Genomic DNA, 20,824 nt, shown 5'->3' with positions numbered 1-20,824 from the left:
ATCGTCCCATTCTAGCGGAACCGGGCGCCGAGGCGCACGGTCACGAGGTCGCGGTTTTCCCGCAGTTTCGTGCGCGATTTCATGCGCTAGGCGGCAAAACAAAACGCCATCGACCGGAATCGATGGCGTTCTTTTACTGCAGCCGTTTCACCGGAGCGAACCGGCTTGCGCGAGTGCGCTTAGTGGACGCTCTTGCTGGTTTCCACCTGCTGCATCGGCGTGGTGTCGGCCGGCGCGAGCGGTTTGCGCTCGCGCGGCACGCGCACCGGCGCCGGCACACGCTCGGCGGCGGCGTTGGCTTCACGCAGCTTGCTCTCGTCGGTGTTGACCCAGACCAGGCCGGCGCGCTCCAGCATCGGCTGAAGGGCTTCGGCGGCGATCGGCGTCGACGTCGCGGGCGCTGCCGGCGCGGCGGCCTTCACGGGCTCCGCAACGACGGCGACCGGTTCCTCGGCAGCCACGGACGCTTGCGCTTGCGCGTGCTCGACGGGCTTCACCGGCTCGACGGCGGTTGCCTCGGGCGTCGGCGCGACGGCGGCGGTTTTCACCGGCTCGGCGGCTTCGGCGGGCTCGGCCGCGACAGGCTCGACGGGCGTCGCAGCCGCTTCGACGGGCTTGGCCGCTTCGACGGGCTTCGCTTCTTCGACCGGCTTCGGCTCTTCCGTCGCGACGGGTGCGACGGGTGCAACCGGTGCGAACGGATCCGCGGCCGTCGTCTCGACAACCTTCGGCGTCGGGCCGAACGGATTCTCGACCGCCGGCGCCGGAGCGGGCTTCTCGAAGAGATCGAACGTGGCCGGCTCGGGCGTTTGCGCCTTCAGTTCGAACGGCTCGGCTTCGATGGCCTTCGCAACCGGTGCTTCCTCGGCTGCGGCGGGTGCCTGCTGCGCGGCCTCGACCGGCTGAGCGACCGCCTGAGAAACCGGCTCGGAAGCGGGTTCAACAGCGGGCTGCTCGACCGGTTGCGGTGCGGCAGGGCGGGTTTCGCGACGCGCTGCCGCTTCCTGCGCGGCTTCGGCGTCGAACACGCCGGCTTGCGCGGAGACGCTTTCTGCCGCGCCTTCGGCTTCCGCGACGTCAGCCGCGTGATTCACCGTCATGCCTTCCTCGTCGCGCTCGCGACGGCCACCGCGACGGCCACGGCGACGACGACGACGCTCTTCGCCGTCACGCGCTGCGGCCTGATCGGCCGATGCGGCGTCGATGCCGACCTGTTGCGCGGCGTCGGCATTGGCTTGCGCCGCTTCGACGATTTCCGACGGCACCGTTTCGCCTTGCGTCAGCGCCTCGACGGCTGCTTCCGGCTGCGGCTTGCGGCGCTCGCCACGTTCAGCGCGTTCGGTGCGCTCGCCGCGTTCCGCGCGCTCGCCACGATCAGGGCGTTCGCGGCGTTCCTGACGCTCGGCCGCTTCCGGACGCGCGGCGCGTTCCACGTTGCGATCGCGGGATTCGCGCGGCTCACGCGCTTCACGCGGCTCGCGTGCCTCGCGGGGTTCGCGTGCTTCACGCGGCTCGCGCGATTCACGGGCCTCGCGCGGTTCACGAACTTCGCGCAGTTCACGTCCCTCGCGACCTTCACGGCCGCCACGGGCTTCGCGATCCTCACGACGCGCGCCCTGACGGCCCGCGCCATTGCCACCCGTTGCCGCGCCCGCTGCGACGCCTTCGCGTCCGGTGCCACCGCCGCGACGATTGCGGTTGCGATCGCCGCTGCCGGTGCGCTCGCCGCGCTCACGCGGAGCGCGCGGGGCCGGTTGCGCCTCGACGGGCGCCGGCGCCGGCGTCGGCGCAGGCTGAATGCCGAACAGATTTTTGATCCACGCGATGAAACCGCCGCTCGCCGGCACGGGCGCCGGAGCCGGCGCGGCCTCGACGGGTGCGGGCTTGACCGGCGCGCTCGGCGCCGGCTTCTCGGGCGTGATGCCCTTCACGGCGGCTTCCTGCTTCGGCTTCACTTCTTCGGTGCGCTTGCTGTAGCCGGTTTCGGACTCCAGTTCGCTCGCCGCTTCGACGGCCATCTTCCACGACGCGCGCGGATCGTCGAGGCGCGCGTCGTCGTGACGCAGGCGCTCGAGCTTGTAGTGCGGCGTCTCGAGATGCTTGTTCGGGATCAGAACGACGTTGACCTTGAAGCGCGACTCGATCTTGTTGATTTCCGAGCGCTTTTCGTTCAGCAGGAAGGCGGTCACCTCGACCGGCACCTGGCAATGGATCGCCGCGGTGTTTTCCTTCATCGCTTCTTCCTGAATGATCCGCAGCACTTGCAGCGCGGACGATTCGGTATCGCGGATATGGCCCGTGCCGTTACAGCGCGGGCAGGTCACGTGACTGCCTTCGGAGAGCGCCGGACGCAGTCGCTGACGCGACAGCTCCATGAGGCCGAAGCGCGAAATCTTGCCCATTTGTACGCGGGCGCGATCGTGCTTCAACGCGTCTTTCAGACGTTGCTCGACTTCGCGCTGGCTCTTGGCCGATTCCATGTCGATGAAGTCGATCACGATCAGGCCGCCCAGATCGCGCAGGCGAAGCTGGCGCGCGACTTCGTCGGCGGCTTCGAGATTGGTGCGCGTCGCGGTTTCCTCGATGTCCGCGCCTTTGGTCGCGCGAGCCGAGTTCACGTCGATGGCGACGAGCGCCTCGGTGTGGTCGATCACGATCGCGCCGCCGGAAGGCAGCGGCACCGTGCGCGAGTACGCCGTTTCGATCTGATGCTCGATCTGGAAGCGCGAGAAGAGCGGCACGTCGTCGTGATAGCGCTTCACCTTCTGCAGGTTGTCGGGCATCACGATATCCATGAAGGCGCGCGCCTGATCATGGATTTCGGTCGTGTCGATGAGGATTTCGCCGATATCCGGCTGGAAGTAATCGCGAATCGCGCGGATGACGAGGCTCGATTCGAGATAGATGAGCATCGGCTGACCGGCGACGCCGCTCTGCGACGCGGCTTCGATCGCGCGCCACAGCTGCATCAGGTAGTTCAGGTCCCACTGGAGCTCTTCCGCCGAACGGCCGATACCCGCCGTGCGCGCGATGATGCTCATGCCTTCCGGCAGTTCGAGCTGCGCCATGGTTTCGCGCAGTTCCTGCCGCTCGTCGCCCTCGATGCGGCGCGACACGCCGCCGCCGCGCGGATTGTTCGGCATCAGGACGAGGTAGCGGCCGGCCAGCGAGATGAACGTGGTCAGCGCCGCGCCCTTGTTGCCGCGCTCTTCCTTCTCGACCTGAACGATGAGTTCCTGGCCTTCGCGGAGTGCATCTTGAATGCGCGCGGAGCGCATCTCGACGCCGTCGCGGAAATACTGGCGCGCGACTTCCTTGAACGGCAGAAAGCCGTGGCGGTCCTCGCCGTAGTTGACGAAGCAGGCTTCGAGCGACGGCTCGATGCGGGTGACGACTCCCTTATAGATGTTGCCTTTGCGCTGTTCGCGCCCGGCGGTTTCGATGTCGATGTCGATGAGCTTCTGCCCATCGACGATGGCGACGCGCAATTCTTCTTGCTGCGTCGCGTTAAACAGCATGCGTTTCATGAAACGGCTCCAGAGCGGCTCCGCCTTCCTTCATCGAGCGAATCGGCGTCGGTGACCGGTAGATCACGCGCGCGAAGCGGGAAGGTGGGCGTGCCACGCTTTTTGTGTGTTGTCACAAAGCACGCTGGAGCGGGACTTCTGGCGGGAGAATTGCCGAATGCAGGCGCAGGCCCGAAACAGGGCGGCCGCGCCGTGGGGCCCATGCGAAGCAACTGAGAGACGCCTCGGAGCCGCGCGGCTCGTGGCGAGGATGAACGGCGGCGCGGCGGCTCGCGCGTCTCAAAATGGACGCGCCGAACCGGCCCGCGCTCTTGCAAAGAGCCTGAATCCTCCCAACGGCGGCGGCGGGGAAGAGCGGTCTCGCGCAAACCGGCGCGATGCTTCGTGACCGATCCTCTTCGCTGCCATGCCGCGCCGGCGCGGCCGCGGGCTCGATTGCTCCCGTCGGCTCGCGGCCGTGTGTCTCGCCTCATTGCGGCGTCGTCGCGCTTCGCAGAAATCAGCGCAGCAGCGGTGTCGCCGTCAGTTGTTCGCAAAACCGGCGAGCGTCGATTTGCCTTTTTCTCCCGCTCGATGGCAGGGCCGATCCAGGCGGGCATCCGGTTGATGGCCGGACGCCGTCGCTTCTCGCCGATAAAATTCTTTTTGACCAAAAATCCGTTACCGACCGGCGATCGACTCGACCGAACGCGCCTGTGGGCTCCGTCCCTGCCGGTGATATCGCCGTGCGTGCAACTCGTTGCTCTCGATTTTCCGGGTGAGCAACCGACCGTGGGCGCAAGTAAAATAACGGTTTATCGCTTGCACCTATACAGTCTGATCAATCTTGGCCGTTGCTTGATCCTAAGCGTCGACCTTTTCAGGCTGTTCGCAAATTATATTCAGAATGAATGAGTTAGGCAAAACATCCCATAAACAGGTCGCAAGCGAACAGGTGTCGATGATCGAAGTCGATGAGACTGCCGCCGGTCAGCGGATCGACAATTTTTTGCTGCGCGTCTGCAAGGGCGTGCCAAAAAGCCATATTTACCGGATCCTCCGGAGCGGCGAAGTGCGCGTGAACAAGGGCCGCATCGATGCCGCGTACCGGCTCGAGTTGGGCGATCTCGTGCGCGTGCCGCCCATCCGCATCGCCCGTCAGGACGAGGCGCCGGTGTCGTCGAACGCGCCCGCCGCCGAGTTTCCGATTCTCTTCGAGGACGACCATCTGATCGTCATCGACAAACCGTCCGGCGTCGCGGTGCATGGTGGCAGCGGCGTCGCGTTCGGCGTGATCGAGCAGTTGCGCAATGCGCGCCCTCACGCGAAATTCCTGGAACTGGTGCATCGGCTGGATCGCGAGACTTCGGGCGTGCTGATGCTCGCCAAGAAGCGTGCGGCGCTCGTCGATCTGCATGAGCAGATCCGCGAGAATCGCGTCGACAAGCGCTACTACGCGGTCGGGCACGGCGACTGGCTCGCCGATTGGGGCCGCCGGCGCGTCGTGAAGGCGCCGCTGCACAAATATGTCGCGGCGGACGGCGAGCGGCGCGTGCGCATCCAGGAAAACGGGCTGCCGTCGCATACGGTCTTCAATCTGATCGAGCGCTGGCAGGACTACGCGTGGGTCGAGGCGGAGCTGAAAACCGGCCGCACGCACCAGATCCGCGTGCATATGGCGAGCATCGGCCTGCCCATCGCGGGCGACGCCAAGTACGGCGACTTCGCGCTGAACAAGGAACTCGCGCGTCCGAGCGCGAAACCGTCGCTGAAACGCATGTTTTTGCACGCGTACCGGCTGAAGATCACGCATCCGGCGACGGGTGCGCCGCTGCAACTCGAAGCGCCGCTGCCCGTCGAATGCAAGCGTTTCATCGAGCAACTGAAAACCCGAGAGACAGAATAAATGGCGCGGCAGCAATTCGATCTGATCGTTTTCGACTGGGACGGCACGCTGATGGATTCGACCGTCCATATCACGCGCAGCATTCAGGCTGCGTGCCGTGATCTGGGTCTGCCGGTGCCGGCCGACGAATCGGCGAGCTATGTGATCGGGCTGGGCCTGAAGGACGCGCTGCAGATCTGCGCGCCGACGCTCGATCCGTCCGATTACCCGCGCCTCGCGGAGCGCTATCGCTTCCATTTCCTGACGATGGGCCAGCACACCGAGCTCTTCGGCGGCGTGCGCGAGCTGCTTCAGGAGTTGCGCGATCTCGGCTATTTCCTCGCCGTGGCCACAGGCAAGAGCCGCGTCGGGCTGAATCGCGCGCTGGACCAGTCGCGGCTCACGAGCCTCTTCGACGGCACGCGCTGCGCCGACGAAACCTTCTCGAAGCCCCATCCGGCGATGCTCCATGAACTCACGCGCGAACTCGGCCAGGATCTCGCGCGCACGGTAATGGTCGGCGACACGACCCACGACCTGCAGATGGCGATCAATGCGGGCGCGGCGGGCATCGGCGTGGGCTACGGCGCGCATCCGGCGGATTCGCTGGCGGCGCTGCAGCCGAAGTTCTGCGCGGACAGCGTCGCATCGCTCGCCGGCTGGCTGCGGGAGCACGCATGAGCGAGCCGCTGCAGGACGCGGTCCGGGTATGCGCGGCCGATGAACTCGTCGACGGCGGCGCGGGCGTGCGCATCGGCGCGACGGAGGCGAGCGGCGATGCGGTCGTCTTCTTCGTGCGCTACGACGGCCGGCCGTACGGCTATCTGAACCGCTGCGCGCACGTGCCGATGGAACTCGACTGGAACGAGGGTCAGTTCTTCGAAAGCTCGGGCCTATACTTGATGTGCGCGACGCACGGGGCGATCTACGAGCCCGACACCGGCAAATGCGTCGGCGGTCCGTGCCGCGGCGCGCGGCTGCGGCCGGTGAAGGTCGAGGAGCGCGACGCGCCGGAAGGCCGCGCGATCTTCTGGCTGCCCGACGAAGCGTTGCGCCCCGCCTGATCCCTCTTCACACCACTGACCACGCATGTCCGACAACTTTCCGCCACGCGGCGACGACAACTGGGAGCGCAAGGCGCTCGAACGCATCGCCATGGCCGCCGTTCGCGAGCAGCGTGCCGCGCGGCGCTGGCGCATTTTCTTCCGCTTTCTGTTCCTCGGCGTGATCGCGCTGATCGTGTGGGGCGTATTCGATTTCACCGGCGATCGCGTCGCGAAGGCGGGCAAGCACACCGCGCTGATCGACCTCCAGGGCGAAATCTCCGCGAACAGCGATGCGAGCGCGGACAACATCGACGCCGCGCTGCAAAGCGCGTTCGAGGACGAGAACACGGCGGGCGTGATTCTGCGCATCAATAGTCCGGGCGGCAGTCCGGTGCAGGCGGGCATCATCAACGGCGAAATCCGGCGGCTGCGCGTGAAGTATCCGAAGACGCCGCTTTACGTCGTCGTCGACGACATGTGCGCGTCGGGCGGTTATTACGTCGCGGCGGCGGCGGACAAGATTTACGTCGATCGCGCGAGCATCGTCGGCTCGATCGGCGTGCTGATGGACGGCTTCGGCTTCACCGGCCTGATGGACAAGCTCGGCATCCAGCGCCGGATGCACACGTCGGGCGCGAACAAGGGCGCATTCGACCCGTTCTCGCCCGAAACGCCGCAGATGACCGCGCATGCGCAGGAAATGCTCGATCAGATCCACACACAGTTCATCGACGCGGTGAAGCTCGGGCGCGGCAAACGTCTGAAGGATGATCCGGAGCTCTTCTCCGGCATGTTCTGGACGGGCGCGAAGAGCGTCGAGCTCGGTCTCGCCGATGGCTTCGGCGACGCCAGTTACGTCGCGCGCGAGATCATCAAGCAGCCGGAGATCGTCGATTACACGCAGAAGGAGAGCATCAGCGAGCGCGTGGTGAAGCGCTTCGGCGCGTCGGTCGGCGATGCCGCCGTGCGCGCGCTCACGCTCGGCGGCAAGCTCCAGTTGCGCTGATCCTTACGACGCCAGCAGCAGGAAGATCGCCGGGCGCTTGTGCAGGTCCGGCGCGGCCTGCTTCTTCCAGTCCGCCGCGGTGCGCGTGACGATGGTTTCCGCCGGCAGCGTCAGATCCACCGCGACACAGATCAGCGTCGACGGCGCGCACGTGGCGATCAGCGTGTCGAGCATCGCCCGGTTGCGATAGGGCGTCTCGATGAAAATCTGCGTCTGATTGGCTTTGCGCGACAGTTGCTCCAGTTCGCGAAGTCGCTTGCCGCGCTCGCCGGCGTCCACCGGCAAATAACCGTTGAACGCGAAGCTCTGGCCGTTCATGCCCGAGGCCATCAGCGCGAGCAGAATCGAGCTCGGACCGACGAACGGCACCACTTTCACGCCGCGCTGATGCGCGCGCCGCACGAGCAGGGCGCCCGGATCGGCCACGGCGGGACAGCCGGCTTCGGAGACGAGACCTGCGTCGGTGCCGGCGAGAATCGGCGCGAGCAGCTTGTCGATGTCGGCGGGCGGCGTGTTGACGTTCAGTTCGCGCACCTCGATTTCCTGGATCGGCCGTTCCGTGCCCACCTTTTTCAGGAACGCGCGCGTCGTCTTCGCGTTTTCGCCGATGTAGTACGCGAGCGCGGCGGCCTGCGCGCGCACCGGCTCGGGGAGAACGTGTGCGAGCGCGGCGGAGTCGCCTTCGCCGAGCGTATTCGGGATCAGATAGAGAATGCCGCTCATGCTGCCCCCAGAACCGGATACCCGGCGTGCGCGAGCATGCCCGTCAGCGCGATCAGCGGCAAGCCGATGAGCGCCGTCGGATCGTCGGATTCGATCGCTTCCAGGAGCGCGATGCCCAAACCTTCCGCCTTCGCGCTGCCGGCGCAGTCGTAAGGCGTCTCGGCGCGCAGATAAGCCTCGATCTGCGCATCCGAGTAGTGGCGAAAGCGCACGCGCGTGACGATATCGGCGGATTGCGCTTCGCCGGTGCGGCTGTCGAACAGACACAGCGCACTATGGAACTCGACGCTGCGGCCACGCATCGCCTGAAGCTGCGCGAAGGCTTTTTCGTGCGTGCCGGGCTTGCCGATCTGCTTGCCGTCGAAGGTCGCGACCTGGTCGGAGCCGATCACGAGCACGCCGGCTCCGGCGTCAGCGTCGATGCGCGCTGCCGTGGCGCGCGCCTTGGCGATCGACAGCCGCACGGCCGTCGCTTCGGGCGTTTCGCCGGCGAGCGGCGTCTCGTCGATGTCGGGCGAGAGGGCATCGAACGGAATGCGCAGGCGTTCGAGCAATTCGCGCCGATAAGGTGAACTCGACGCCAGAACCAGGCGCGGCGGCTTTTTTGAGGCTTCGGACATAAAGCGAATCAGCAAAAATGAGTGTAAAAACGACAGGCGGCGGGCAAGCCCTTAAGTATTTGACTCGAAAGAATAAAGCCGATATGATTTTGGGCTTTTCATCGGTACGTGCGTAGCAGGAGCTCTCTATGCAACGCCGATGACCCGGTGGCAGCGGCTTGCAGGCGCCCAATGCGTCATGAAGCACGTCACGAAGCACGAATGCCGGCTCGATGCAAATTCGGGCAAGCCACGCCTGCTGTATACGGCGCCGCGGTGCATACTGAACGCTCACCCACCGGAAGCACTAACCAAGCAAGGCCAAGCAGGAGCGCACATGACTCAGAATCCTGGCAAACCTGTGAGCCCCGCCGATCCGCGCGCGCTCGACATTTACGATTTCGCCAAGAGCGGCAGGCAGGCGGCCGGCGCGCTGCGTATGTCGCAGATGCCGCGCATGTTAGCCGAAGTACCGGCAGATGCGCCAGATGGCGACGTCGCGTTCACGTGGCAGGGCGAGGGTTCGACCCAGCCGGAACTGCAGGACGACGGCACGGAAGCGCCGCAGCCTTATCTGCGCCTCGCGGTGCACGGTTCGGTGTGGCTCACGTGCCAGCGCTGTCTTCAGCCGTATTCGCAGCATCTCGATGTCGATGCAACCTATCGGATCGTGGCGACGGAGGAAGAGGCGGACGAATTTCCGCTCGACGACGATGAAGTCGAAGTGATCGTGGGTTCGCGCCAGTTCGATCTCGTCGACTTGATCGAAGAGGAACTGTTGCTGTCCTTGCCGCTCGTGCCGAAGCACAACGTGTGTCCCGAGGTCCACGAAAGCTTGCTTCCGGGCGATGCGGACGACGAGTCGGATGAAAGCGGTGCAGCGGAACAGGAAGAAAAGCCGAATCCGTTTGCCGCGTTGGAGAAGCTCAAACAGGGCGGCCCCGGCGGCAAGAAGCACTGAAATGATTTTGTAGCACGCAACAAACGGTAGCGCGATGTGCGCACCCGATGGCCGAACGGCCGAGGGCTGTCGGCGGATCGGGCTGTGTTAGAATTCGCAAAATTTTTCTGGAGTAATCATGGCAGTTCAGCAAAACAAGAAGTCGCCGTCGAAGCGCGGCATGCACCGTTCCCACGACTTCCTGACGGGCGCTCCGCTGGCCGTCGAGCCGAGCACGGGCGAAGTGCATCTGCGTCACCACGTGAGCCCGAACGGCTACTATCGTGGCAAGAAAGTCGTCAAGACGAAGAACGACTAAGCGTTCATCGACGCTTGATGCGCTTGTCGGAACCGTTTCGCGGTCACGCGGGCGCAGCTTGCTCTTGACACTTTCCCGGTACGACGAGAAGGCGGCATTTCACTGCCGCTTTTTTGTGCCCGAAATTCGTCGCGTTCCATGACTGTAAAGATAACCATCGACTGCATGGGAGGCGACCACGGTCCGGCCGTGACCGTTCCCGCTGCCGTCAATTTCGTGCGCTCGCATCCCGACGCGCACCTGATGCTCGTCGGTATCGAGCAGGCCATCCGCGCCCAGCTCAAGAAGTGCAAGGCGCTCGACGAGTCCCGCCTGAGCGTCGTTCCCGCAAGCGAAATCGTCGCGATGGACGACCCGGTCGAGGTCGCGCTGCGCAAGAAAAAAGATTCGTCGATGCGCGTCGCGCTCAACCTCGTGAAGGACGGCGAGGCGCAGACCTGCATTTCCGCCGGCAATACCGGCGCGCTCATGGCGGTGTCGCGCTATGTGCTGAAGACGCTCGCCGGCATCGAGCGTCCCGCCATCGCGTTCGCGATGCCGAGTCAGAAGGGCTACACCACCGTGCTCGACCTCGGCGCCAACGTCGATTGCGAGCCGGAGCATCTCCTGCAGTTCGCCGAGATGGGCCACGCGCTCGTATCGGCGATCGAAGGCCGCGAGCGGCCCACCATCGGCCTGCTCAACATCGGCGAAGAAGTCATCAAGGGCAACGAAACGATCAAGCGCGCGGGCGAGCTCCTGCGCGCGAGCACGCTCAACTTCTACGGCAACGTGGAAGGCAACGACATCTATAAAGGCACGACGGACGTCGTCGTGTGCGACGGCTTCGTCGGCAATGTCGCGCTGAAGACTTCCGAAGGTCTCGCGAAGATGCTCGCCGACATCATCAAGGAAGAGTTCAGCCGCAACTTCGCTTCGAAGCTGATGGCGCTCGTCGCGCTGCCCGTGCTCAAGCGTTTCAAGAAGCGTGTCGATCCCGCGCAATACAACGGCGCGGCGTTGCTCGGACTGCGCGGACTCGTCATCAAGAGCCACGGCTCGGCCGAGGCCTTCGGGTTTGAGTGGGCTATCAAACGCGGGTATGATGCCGTCAAAAATGGCGTGCTCGAACGCCTGGTGCGCGCGATGGAAGAAAATGCGCCCGCCGCGCGCGAGGCCGAGGCGAACGCTCCCGCGGCCGATGCGTCGGCTGCCGCGGATCAATCGATCCAGCAGGCCGCTTCACCGCCCGCTTCATCGCCCGCTTCATCGCCCAACTCGCAGCCGAACCCGCCGGACGAGTCCGGTACGGCGCTACATTCGAAGGCATAATGGCTCAATCCAATCTTTACTCTCGCGTGCTGGGCACCGGCAGCTACCTGCCGTCCGAGCGCGTCACGAATCAGGACTTGGCGGACCGTCTCGCGAAGCAGGGCGTCGAGACGAGTGACGAATGGATCGTCGCGCGCACCGGCATTCATGCGCGTCACTTCGCGGCTCCCGATCAAACCACGAGCGAGCTCGCGCTCATCGCATCGCAGAAGGCCATCGAAGCGGCGGGCGTCGATCCGCAATCGATCGATCTGATCATCGTCGCGACTTCGACACCTGACTTCGTGTTTCCGAGCACGGCGTGCCTGCTGCAGAACAAGCTCGGCATCAAGAACAACGGTGCCGCCTTCGACGTGCAGGCCGTGTGCTCGGGCTTCGCCTACGGCGTCGCGACCGCCGACAGCTTCATTCGCAGCGGCCTGAACCGCACGGCGCTCGTCGTCGGCGCGGAGACCTTCTCGCGCATCCTCGATTTCAACGACCGCACCACCTGCGTGCTGTTCGGCGACGGCGCGGGCGCGGTCGTGCTGCAGGCATCCGAAGAGGCGGGCGTGCTGTCGAGCGCGCTGCACGCGGACGGCAGCTACTCCGACATTCTCTGCACGCCGGGCAACGTGAACGGCGGCGTGGTTCAGGGCAGCGCATTCCTGCACATGGACGGCCAGGCGGTGTTCAAGCTCGCGGTCAACGTGCTCGAAAAGGTCGCGCTCGAAGCGCTCGACAAGGCGAAGCTCACGCCGGAAGACATCGACTGGCTGATTCCGCATCAGGCCAATATCCGCATCATGCAGAGCACGGCGCGCAAGCTGCATCTGCCGCCCGAGCGCATGGTGGTCACCGTCGGCGAGCACGGCAATACGTCGGCGGCATCGATTCCGCTCGCGTTCGACGTCGCCGTGCGCGACGGCCGCATCAAGCGCGGCGACAACGTGCTGATCGAAGGCGTGGGCGGCGGCTTCACGTGGGGCGCGTCGGTCATCCGCTACTGATTCGCTGATCAAATCCCTCTACCTATTCGTAACTGATCCCTCTTCATCGCTGACCCCGCGCGCTGCTCCAGCGCGCGGTCCATGAGGACATGCGGATCATTCCAATCAACGAGGACGATATGGAATTTGCGTTCGTTTTCCCCGGACAGGGCTCGCAATCGATCGGCATGCTCAATGCATTCGCCGATCACGCCATCGTGCGCGAGACCGTGCAGCAGGCCTCCGACGCGCTCGGCCAGGACCTCGGCAAGCTGATCGCCGAAGGTCCGGCGGAAGAGCTGAACCTGACGACGAACACGCAGCCCGTCATGCTGACGGCGGCGTACGCGATCTACCGCGTGTGGGAAAAGGAAACGGGTCTGAAGCCTGCGCTCGTCGCGGGCCACAGCCTCGGTGAGTACACCGCGCTCGTCGCGGCGGGTGCGCTCGCGTTCGCCGACGCCGTGCCGCTCGTGCGCTTTCGCGCGCAGGCGATGCAAAGCGCCGTGCCGGTGGGCGAAGGCGGCATGGCCGCGATCCTCGGTCTCGACGACGACACGGTGCGCGCCGTGTGCGCCGAAGCCTCGTCGGCGGGTGTGGTCGAAGCGGTGAACTTCAATGCGCCCGCGCAAGTGGTGATCGCCGGTTCGAAGGCCGCGGTCGAGAAGGCGTGCGAAGTGGCGAAGGCGAAGGGCGCGAAGCGTGCGCTGCCGCTGCCGGTGTCCGCGCCGTTCCACTCGTCGCTGCTGAAGCCCGCGTCGGATCAATTGCGCGACTATCTCGCCAAGGTCGAGATCAAGGCGCCGCAGATTCCGCTGATCAATAACGTCGACGTCGCCGTGGTTTCCGATCCCGCCGCGATCAAGGATGCGCTGGTGCGTCAGGCCGCGGGTCCGGTGCGCTGGGTCGAGTGCGTGCAGGCGATGGCGAAGGATGGCGTCACGCACGTCATCGAATGCGGTCCGGGCAAGGTGCTCGCGGGTCTGACGAAGCGCATCGACGGCAATCTCGTCGGCGGCTCGATCTTCGATCCGGCGTCGCTCGAAGAAACGCGCAAACTGATCGCTGCGTGATCGTTGGTTAAGGAACTGAATATGAGCCTCGAAAATCAAGTAGCAATCGTCACGGGCGCGTCGCGCGGCATCGGGCGCGCGATCGCGCTCGAGCTCGCGAAGCAGGGCGCCACCGTCATTGGCACGGCGACCAGCGAAAGCGGCGCCGCCGGCATCGGCGAAGCGTTGCAGCAAGCGGGCGCGAAGGGCCGCGGCGCGGTGCTGAACGTCAACGACGCCGCCGCGGGCGATGCGTTCATCGACGGCATCGTGAAGGAATTCGGCGGCTTGAACATCCTCGTGAACAATGCGGGCATCACGAAGGACCAGCTCGCGATGCGCATGAAGGACGACGAGTTCGACGCCGTCATCGACACGAACCTGCGCGCGGTCTTCCGCCTGTCGCGCGCCGTGCTGCGCCCGATGATGAAGGCGCGCGGCGGCCGCATCATCAACATCACGTCGGTGGTGGGCTCGTCGGGCAATCCGGGTCAGGCGAACTACGCGGCCGCGAAGGCCGGCGTCGCCGGGATGACGCGCGCGCTCGCGCGTGAAATCGGCAGCCGCGGCATCACCGTGAACTGCATCGCGCCGGGCTTCATCGACACCGACATGACCAAGGTTCTGCCCGAAGAGCAGCGCACCGCGCTCACTGCCCAGATCCCGCTCGGCCGCCTGGGCGCGCCCGAAGATATCGCGCATGCCGTGGCGTTCCTGGCATCGCCGTTCGCCGGGTATATCACCGGCACGACGCTGCATGTGAACGGCGGCATGTATATGTAATGCCGTAATAGGCATTTCGCCGAATTTCGCTTAATATCCGCGCCGGGACGGGCGCGCAAAATGCTCAAAAGAGCTTCGTGCGCACCGCTTCAGCGCGACAGTGAAGAATCGATGCACCGCAATCGGCAGCGCTCTTGATGAAGCGCACCGGGCGGCGGAGCATGGAACTGACGCGCCGTATTTTGCGGGTCCAAACCTGATAAAATGCGCGCACTCGTATTTTTGAACTTTTTTCCCCTCGGAGGGCTGCATGGACAACATCGAACAGCGCGTGAAGAAGATCGTCGCCGAACAACTGGGCGTGGCGGAAGCCGAAATCAAGAACGAAGCTTCGTTCGTGAACGATCTGGGCGCTGACTCGCTCGATACGGTCGAACTCGTGATGGCGCTGGAAGACGAATTCGGCATGGAAATCCCCGATGAAGAGGCCGAAAAGATCACCACGGTTCAGCAGGCGATCGACTACGCTCGCGCGAACGTCAAGGCCTAAGGCCGGACGCGCCAGCGACTCATCGCTCAATCAGTTGATGTTTCGTCGCTGCAGACCGATTTGACAGCCACAGGGCACACAGGGCGGTTTCCTGTGGCCGCTGTGGCTTTTGTTTTTCGTCATTCTATGGATAAGGGGTTACCGTGAGCCGTCGTCGAGTTGTTGTTACAGGCCTGGGGCTCGTGTCGCCTGTCGGCAATACTGTTGCCGACGGCTGGGCCAATCTGGTCGCGGGCAAGTCGGGCATCGCCAATATCACGAAGTTCGACGCAACGAACTTTTCCACGCGTTTCGCGGGCGAGGTGAAGGGCTTCAATATCGAAGACTACATGCCCGCCAAGGAAGCACGTCATATGGATACCTTCATCCATTACGGCTTCGCCGCGGGCGTGCAGGCCATGCAGGACAGCGGCCTCGAAATCACCGATGAAAATTCGGAACGCGTGGGCGTCGTGGTCGGCTCGGGCATCGGCGGCCTGCCGATGATCGAAGTCACGCAGACCGAGCTGCTCAATCGCGGTCCGCGCCGCATCTCGCCGTTCTTCGTGCCGGCATCGATCATCAACATGATCTCCGGCCATCTGTCGATCCGCTTCGGCCTGAAGGGCCCGAACCTGTCGATGGTCACGGCCTGCACCACCGGCCTGCACTGCATCGGCGAGGCGTCGCGTCTCATCGAATACGGCGACGCCGACGTGATGATCGCGGGCGGCGCGGAAGCCACGGTTTCGCCGCTCGGCATCGGCGGTTTCGCGGCGGCGCGCGCGCTCTCGCAGCGCAACGATGACCCCGCGACAGCGAGCCGTCCGTGGGACACCGACCGCGACGGCTTCGTGCTCGGCGAAGGCGCGGGCGTGATGGTGCTCGAAGAGTACGAGCATGCGAAGAAGCGCGGCGCGAAGATCTACGCGGAAGTGCTCGGCTACGGCATGAGCGGCGACGCGTATCACATGACCGCACCGCCCGAAGACGGCGACGGCGGCCGCCGCGCGATGGTCAACGCGCTGAAGAACGCGCAGGTCAACGCCGACCAGGTGAACTACGTGAACGCGCACGGCACCTCGACGCCGCTCGGCGACATCGCGGAAACCATCGGCATCAAGCGCGCCCTCGGCGATGCGGCGAAGAACGTCGTCGTGAACTCCACCAAGTCGATGACCGGCCACCTGCTGGGCGGCGCGGGCGGCCTGGAATCGGTGTTCACGGTGCTGGCGATCCACAATCAGGTGTCGCCGCCGACCATCAACATCTTCAATCAGGACCCGCAATGCGACCTGGACTACTGCGCGAACACTGCGCGGGAGATGAAGATCGACGTGGCGGTGAAGAACTCGTTCGGCTTCGGCGGCACGAACGGCTCGCTCGTCTTCAAGCGCCACTGAGCACGGCGCGCTCGTCATCACGGAGTTCGGCATGACGGGCGCGCGCGTGAATCGGCCGCATCGTGACGAAGGCGTCGCGATGCGGCCGTCGCGTTTTCTGCTGGGCGCGATGTTCGCATTCGCGTGCGTCGCGGGTGCGTCGGTATTCCAGTGCGTGCTCGCGCACGCCCAGCACGCCGGGGATGCGGCCGTGGCGTGCGCCGCGACGCTTGCGGCGCTCGGGCTCGCATCGTATCGATGGATGCGCGCACAGCCGTCGGCGATCAGCCTGCATTCGGACGGCCTCACGATCCGCAGCCGAACCGGCGAAATGCGGCACATGCGCATCGCGGGATGCGCGCAATGGAGCGGGCGCCTGCTCGCGCTGACGCTGCTCGATGCGCGCGGACGCCGCGACACCCTCGTCGTCGCGGCCGATTCCGTCGATGCCGACACCTTCCGCCAGCTTTCCGTCCAGGCCCGCCGCGCCGCCGCGTCTCACCTGTAACGACTGTAACGGCGCATGAGCGTTCCGGTCGCCTTACAGGCGGTAACGCTACAATAGCCCTCCGCGCAACACCCCCAAGCTAAACGGATTTCCCAGGTGAGCGAAAAAGAAATCGACCAATTGCTGGTCGAGCGTGTCCAGAAGGGTGACAAGGCCGCGTTCGAACTGCTGGTCGCCAAATACCACCGCAAGATCATTCGACTGATCTCACGCCTCGTGCGCGACCCCGCCGAGGTCGAGGACGTCGCCCAGGACGCCTTCATCAAGGCTTATCGCGCGCTGCCGCAATTCCGGGGCGAATCGGCGTTTTACACCTGGCTCTACCGGATCGCTGTCAATACGGCAAAAAACTATCTTGCAACTCAGGGCCGCCGGGCTCCCACTTCTACCGAAGCCGATGCGGAAGAAGCGGAAACTTTCTCCGACGCAGACCAACTAAGGGATATCAACACGCCCGAGTCGATGTTGATGAGCAAGCAGATCGCTCAGACGGTCAATGCCGCGATGGCATTGCTGCCCGAGGAATTGCGCACCGCCATCACGCTTCGGGAAATTGAAGGACTGAGCTACGAGGAAATCGCCGAAATGATGGATTGCCCGATCGGCACCGTCAGATCGAGAATTTTCCGTGCTCGCGAAGCCATTGCGGCAAAATTGCGTCCGTTGTTGGACACTCCCGAAGGCAAACGCTGGTAAGCGGCAAAGCACGGGGCAAGGGCGCGATATCTGGGTTAGTTGGTGTCACTACGGGGTGGGGTCAAAGATGGGGCGCATCATGGGGTCGGTCTCGATGCAGAATCAAACACAAGCGGGTTCGCGCGGCGAGCGCATGTCGGCATTCGTCGACGGTGAGTCGCTCGACGAGATTGGCGGCATCAGCCAGTTTCTCGCGGACCTGAAAAGCGATGAACGCGCGGCGTGGTCTGCCTATCACCTGATCGGCGACGCCCTGCGCTCCGACGATCTCGCGGTCAGCCCGGCGCGCAGCAGTGCGTTCATGACCGCATTCTCCGAACGTTTTGAAGCCGAAGCGCATGTTCTCGCGCCAGCGGCGTTGCCGGCGGCGGCAAAAGCGCGCGGCAGCCTGCTGCGTCGTCGCGTGATGCCGGCCTTCGCTGTCGCTGCCGCGGCGGCAACGCTCACGTGGATCGTCGTGCCGCAGTTGCAAGGCGTGGACAGCCACGGCGGCACGCAGGTCGCGAGCGTAGCGCCGGCGGATTCGATGCAGCGTGTCGCGCTGGCGTCGGTGCCGGCAGCGACCACGCGCGCACCGATCGTCGAGGCGAACATCATCCGCGACGCCGATCTGGACCAGTATCTCGAGGCGCATCAGCAGTTTTCCCAGCAGCCTTCGATGCCCGGTTCCATGCCTTTGATTCGCGCGGCGGTTACATCGCAAGGCCAATAAATTAATGCTGAGTGTGCGGTTGAATAAAACAAAATACTGGGGGCGGCTGCCGGCATTGATGCTTTGCGCGGCCGCATTGTTGACAGCGGTATCGAGCTCATTCGCTCAGGGAGACGATCCCGCCGCTGTTCGCAAATCGGCCGCCAGCCTGCTCAACCGCATTCACGAAGCGGCCCAACAGCAGAACTACGAAGGCACGTTCGTTTATCAGCGCGGCGCGACGGTGCAGTCGTCGCGCATCACGCATGTCGCCACGCGCGGCGACGGCGAATACGAATCGCTCGAAAGTCTCGACGGCGCGCCGCGCAAGATGCTGCGCCACGACGACGACATGTTCACGTTCGTGCCCGAGCGGCATTTGCTCGTGGTCGAGCACAGGCAGAACCGCGACTCGTTCCCGGCGCTGCTCTCGACCACCGGCGATCAGGTGCTGTCCGTCTACGAGCCGAAGCTTCTCGGCAACGACCGCGTCGCGGGCGTGGATAGCCAGGTGATCGAGCTCGATCCGAAAGATTCCTATCGTTTCGCCTACAAACTCTGGGCCGACGCCAAAACCGGCCTGCTGCTGCGCGCGCAGACGCTCGGTCCGGACGGTCAGGTGCTCGAGCAGCTTTCCTTCTCGCAGGTGCGCATTGGCGGGCCGATCGACAAGGCGCCGATCGCGAACGGCATTCGCAGCACGTCGGGCTGGACCATCGTGCGCCCGCCGGTGCAGGCGGTGGACATGGAAGCGCAGGGCTGGCAGCTGACGCCGAATATCGCAGGCTTTCGCAAGATTCGCGAACTTCGGCGTCCCATGGCGTCGAGCCAGCAGGGACAACCGCCGATTCCTGTCGATCAGGCCGTGTTCTCCGATGGCCTCGCGACCATCTCGGTCTTCATCGAGCCGGTGGAGAAAAATACGCGCAAGGAAGGCGCGGGCAACAGCGGCGCCACGCACGTGCTGGTCAAGCGCCGCGGGGATTTCTGGATTACCTTGCTCGGTGAAGTGCCGCAAGCCACATTGCAGCAATTTGCCTCTACCATAGAATACAAGCCTTCCAAGTAATCCAGATCCCGGCCTTCAACCTATGAGCAACTTCTCGCTGCGCAAGTTCATCGCGGCCGCGGCGCTCGCCGTGTGCCTGCCGTTCGTATCGCACACTGCGTCAGCGGCGCCCACGGTGAACCTGCCGGACTTCACGACGCTCGTCGACAAGGTGGGGCCGTCGGTGGTGAACATTCGCACGACGTCGCGCGTCGGTTCAAGCAGCGATCTGCGCGGCTTGCCGCCCGGTCTCGATGAAGGCGACATGTCGGAGTTCTTCCGCCGCTTCTTCGGCATTCCGATGCCCGGCCAGCCGGGTTCGCCTCGTGGTGGCGGAGGCGGCGGAGGCGGCGGTGACCAGGGCAAGGGCGGCAGCCGCAGCATGCCGCCGGACGATAACCAGGACAACTCGGAGCAGAGCAGCGGCGTCGGTTCGGGCTTCATCCTGTCGACCGACGGTTACGTGATGACCAACGCGCACGTCGTGGACGACGCGGACACCATCTACGTGACCCTCACGGACAAGCGCGAATTCAAGGCACGTCTCGTCGGCGTCGACGAGCGCACGGACGTGGCCGTGGTGAAGATCAGCGCGTCGAATCTGCCGGCGATCACCATCGGCGATTCGAACAAGGTGCGCGTCGGCGAATGGGTGCTCGCGATCGGCTCGCCGTTCGGCCTCGACAACACGGTGACCGCGGGCATCGTCAGCGCGAAGGGCCGCGACACCGGCGATTACCTGCCGTTCATCCAGACCGATGTCGCCGTGAATCCGGGCAACTCGGGCGGTCCGCTCATCAACATGGCGGGCGAAGTCATCGGCATCAACTCGCAGATTTACAGCCGTACCGGCGGCTTCATGGGCATCTCGTTCGCGATTCCGATCGATGAAGCGATGCGCGTCGCCGATCAGTTGAAGACGTCGGGCAAGGTGGTGCGCGGGCGCATCGCGGTGGCGATCGGCGAAGTGACGAAGGACGTGGCCGATTCGCTCGGTCTGCCGAAAGCGCAGGGCGCGCTCGTCTCGAGCGTCGAATCGGGCGGGCCGGCCGACAAGGCGGGTGTGCAGCCGGGCGACATCATCCTGAAATTCAACGGCCAGAACGTCGAGACCGCGACCGATCTGCCGCGCATGGTCGGCGACACCAAGCCGGGCACGAAGACCACGCTCACGGTCTGGCGCAAGGGCCAGACGCGCGATCTGCCGGTTACCATCGCCGAGATGCAGCCGGACAAGGTCGCGAAGACCGAGCAGAAGAAGGCGCCGCAGCCGAAGGAGCGCGCGAGCAATTCGCTCGGGCTCGCGGTGAGCGACATTCCGGCCGATCAGAAAAAGGCGCTCAAGCTGTCGAGCGGCGTTCAGGTCGATGCCGTCGAAGGGCCGGCGGCGCGCGCGGGTTTCCAGAAGGGCGACATCATCATGCGCATCGGCGATACGGATATCACGAGCGCGAAGCAGTTCCAGGAACTCGCGCAAGGTCTGGACGCCAGCAAGATGGTCGCGGTTCTCGTGCGACGCGGCGACAACACGCAGTTCGTGCCGCTGCGTCCGCGCGTGCCGGCGCAGAAGTAAGCGGCATGACTCGGGCTTCGGGCGCGCGTTTTGTCCTGTACGGGCGCGCCTGGTGTCATCTGTGCGAGGACATGCGCGCCAAACTGGAGCCGATCGCGGCGCGTCACGGCTTGGGCATCGAATGGATCGACATCGACGAAGATCCGGTCCTGGAGGCGCGCTACGACGAGCGTGTGCCGGTGCTCACACTCGATGGCATCGAACTATGTCAGTACCGTCTCGACGTCCGCGCCGTGCACGCGGCGCTCGATGCGCGCGGTCCATGACCCGGACGAAGGCGAAATCCGACGGGGCCCCCCCGTTTTCGGCTAAAATACAG

The 20,824-nt window shown here is 64.7% G+C and carries 23 protein-coding genes; 19 read left to right on the top strand and 4 right to left on the bottom strand.

Annotated features, from left to right (window positions below):
- Positions 1–179: 179 nt before the first annotated feature.
- Complete coding sequence (locus tag AWB78_RS16520) at positions 180–3,527, bottom strand: Rne/Rng family ribonuclease (RefSeq protein ID WP_062606053.1); 3,348 nt, start codon at positions 3,525–3,527, stop codon at positions 180–182.
- A gap of 459 nt (positions 3,528–3,986) precedes the next feature.
- Between AWB78_RS16520 and AWB78_RS46540 the strand changes: the two genes are divergently transcribed.
- A complete protein-coding gene (locus AWB78_RS46540) occupies positions 3,987–4,421 on the top strand; it encodes a hypothetical protein (RefSeq protein ID WP_157697535.1) in 435 nt (144 codons plus the stop codon).
- Position 4,422: 1 nt separating this feature from the next.
- Here AWB78_RS46540 and AWB78_RS49315 read toward each other — a convergent pair whose 3' ends face one another.
- A complete protein-coding gene (locus tag AWB78_RS49315; RefSeq protein WP_269768938.1) occupies positions 4,423–4,551 on the bottom strand; it encodes a hypothetical protein in 129 nt (42 codons plus the stop codon).
- Here AWB78_RS49315 and AWB78_RS16515 point away from each other — a divergent pair.
- Genes AWB78_RS16515 through AWB78_RS16500 form a run of 4 tightly spaced genes read left to right on the top strand, consistent with a single transcriptional unit; the run spans position 4,516 to position 7,443 of the window.
- The gene (locus AWB78_RS16515) at positions 4,516–5,412 is read left to right on the top strand and encodes an RluA family pseudouridine synthase (protein ID WP_232477732.1); all 897 of its coding nucleotides are present in this window, start codon (positions 4,516–4,518) and stop codon (positions 5,410–5,412) included. The genes AWB78_RS49315 and AWB78_RS16515 overlap by 36 nt on opposite strands.
- Positions 5,413–6,072 (top strand): HAD-IA family hydrolase, encoded by a 660-nt coding sequence (locus tag AWB78_RS16510; protein ID WP_062606049.1) that lies wholly within the window; start codon positions 5,413–5,415, stop codon positions 6,070–6,072.
- Positions 6,069–6,455: a Rieske (2Fe-2S) protein gene (locus tag AWB78_RS16505; RefSeq protein WP_062606047.1), complete on the top strand. Its 387-nt coding sequence runs from the start codon at positions 6,069–6,071 to the stop codon at positions 6,453–6,455. Before AWB78_RS16510 ends, AWB78_RS16505 begins: the two co-directional genes overlap by 4 nt.
- A 25-nt stretch (positions 6,456–6,480) precedes the next feature.
- Positions 6,481–7,443: a S49 family peptidase gene (locus AWB78_RS16500; protein ID WP_062606046.1), complete on the top strand. Its 963-nt coding sequence runs from the start codon at positions 6,481–6,483 to the stop codon at positions 7,441–7,443.
- Positions 7,444–7,446: 3 nt separating this feature from the next.
- On the opposite strand, the gene AWB78_RS16495 is transcribed toward AWB78_RS16500, so the two are convergent.
- Together AWB78_RS16495 and AWB78_RS16490 are read right to left on the bottom strand one after the other, a co-directional pair.
- Complete coding sequence (locus tag AWB78_RS16495; RefSeq protein WP_062606043.1) at positions 7,447–8,166, bottom strand: SAM-dependent methyltransferase; 720 nt, start codon at positions 8,164–8,166, stop codon at positions 7,447–7,449.
- Positions 8,163–8,786, bottom strand: a complete 624-nt coding sequence (locus AWB78_RS16490) for a Maf-like protein (RefSeq protein WP_062606041.1) — start codon at positions 8,784–8,786, stop codon at positions 8,163–8,165. Before AWB78_RS16490 ends, AWB78_RS16495 begins: the two co-directional genes overlap by 4 nt.
- Before the next feature lie 316 nt (positions 8,787–9,102).
- Here AWB78_RS16490 and AWB78_RS16485 point away from each other — a divergent pair, with 316 nt between their 5' ends.
- The 14 genes from AWB78_RS16485 (at position 9,103) to AWB78_RS16420 (ending at position 20,771) form a co-directional block, all read left to right on the top strand.
- On the top strand, positions 9,103–9,726 hold the full coding sequence (locus tag AWB78_RS16485; RefSeq protein ID WP_062606039.1) for a YceD family protein: 624 nt from the start codon (positions 9,103–9,105) through the stop codon (positions 9,724–9,726).
- A gap of 118 nt (positions 9,727–9,844) precedes the next feature.
- On the top strand, positions 9,845–10,024 hold the full coding sequence (gene rpmF, locus AWB78_RS16480) for a 50S ribosomal protein L32 (RefSeq protein ID WP_014191965.1): 180 nt from the start codon (positions 9,845–9,847) through the stop codon (positions 10,022–10,024).
- Between the two features lie 138 nt (positions 10,025–10,162).
- On the top strand, positions 10,163–11,335 hold the full coding sequence (gene plsX / locus AWB78_RS16475) for a phosphate acyltransferase PlsX (protein ID WP_062606037.1): 1,173 nt from the start codon (positions 10,163–10,165) through the stop codon (positions 11,333–11,335).
- Complete coding sequence (locus AWB78_RS16470; RefSeq protein ID WP_062606035.1) at positions 11,335–12,324, top strand: beta-ketoacyl-ACP synthase III; 990 nt, start codon at positions 11,335–11,337, stop codon at positions 12,322–12,324. The genes plsX and AWB78_RS16470 overlap by 1 nt, the downstream gene beginning before the upstream one ends.
- A 119-nt stretch (positions 12,325–12,443) precedes the next feature.
- Complete coding sequence (fabD, locus tag AWB78_RS16465; protein WP_062606033.1) at positions 12,444–13,376, top strand: ACP S-malonyltransferase; 933 nt, start codon at positions 12,444–12,446, stop codon at positions 13,374–13,376.
- A gap of 21 nt (positions 13,377–13,397) precedes the next feature.
- Positions 13,398–14,138 carry a 3-oxoacyl-ACP reductase FabG gene (gene fabG, locus AWB78_RS16460; protein WP_062606031.1) on the top strand — a complete coding sequence of 247 codons (741 nt, stop codon included), beginning with the start codon at positions 13,398–13,400 and terminating at the stop codon, positions 14,136–14,138.
- Between the two features lie 250 nt (positions 14,139–14,388).
- Positions 14,389–14,628, top strand: a complete 240-nt coding sequence (acpP, locus tag AWB78_RS16455) for an acyl carrier protein (protein ID WP_004197638.1) — start codon at positions 14,389–14,391, stop codon at positions 14,626–14,628.
- A 143-nt stretch (positions 14,629–14,771) separates the two neighbouring features.
- Complete coding sequence (gene fabF, locus AWB78_RS16450; RefSeq protein ID WP_062606029.1) at positions 14,772–16,010, top strand: beta-ketoacyl-ACP synthase II; 1,239 nt, start codon at positions 14,772–14,774, stop codon at positions 16,008–16,010.
- Between the two features lie 31 nt (positions 16,011–16,041).
- Positions 16,042–16,497, top strand: coding sequence for a protein YgfX (locus tag AWB78_RS16445; RefSeq protein ID WP_082883327.1), 456 nt, complete (start codon positions 16,042–16,044; stop codon positions 16,495–16,497).
- Between the two features lie 96 nt (positions 16,498–16,593).
- The gene (rpoE, locus tag AWB78_RS16440) at positions 16,594–17,193 is read left to right on the top strand and encodes an RNA polymerase sigma factor RpoE (protein WP_008342103.1); all 600 of its coding nucleotides are present in this window, start codon (positions 16,594–16,596) and stop codon (positions 17,191–17,193) included.
- Between the two features lie 79 nt (positions 17,194–17,272).
- Complete coding sequence (locus AWB78_RS16435) at positions 17,273–17,905, top strand: sigma-E factor negative regulatory protein (RefSeq protein WP_062606253.1); 633 nt, start codon at positions 17,273–17,275, stop codon at positions 17,903–17,905.
- Positions 17,906–17,909: 4 nt separating this feature from the next.
- The gene (locus AWB78_RS16430) at positions 17,910–18,953 is read left to right on the top strand and encodes a MucB/RseB family sigma factor regulatory protein (RefSeq protein WP_062606026.1); all 1,044 of its coding nucleotides are present in this window, start codon (positions 17,910–17,912) and stop codon (positions 18,951–18,953) included.
- A 22-nt stretch (positions 18,954–18,975) separates the two neighbouring features.
- A complete protein-coding gene (locus AWB78_RS16425) occupies positions 18,976–20,505 on the top strand; it encodes a DegQ family serine endoprotease (protein WP_062606024.1) in 1,530 nt (509 codons plus the stop codon).
- A 5-nt stretch (positions 20,506–20,510) separates the two neighbouring features.
- Positions 20,511–20,771, top strand: coding sequence for a glutaredoxin family protein (locus AWB78_RS16420; protein ID WP_062606022.1), 261 nt, complete (start codon positions 20,511–20,513; stop codon positions 20,769–20,771).
- Positions 20,772–20,824: the final 53 nt, after the last annotated feature.

It is taken from the genome of Caballeronia calidae (genome assembly GCF_900044055.2).
Classification (GTDB): domain Bacteria; phylum Pseudomonadota; class Gammaproteobacteria; order Burkholderiales; family Burkholderiaceae; genus Caballeronia; species Caballeronia calidae.
The sequence above is the reverse complement of the archived record's forward strand: the minus strand, read 5'-3'. Positions and strand labels throughout refer to the sequence as shown.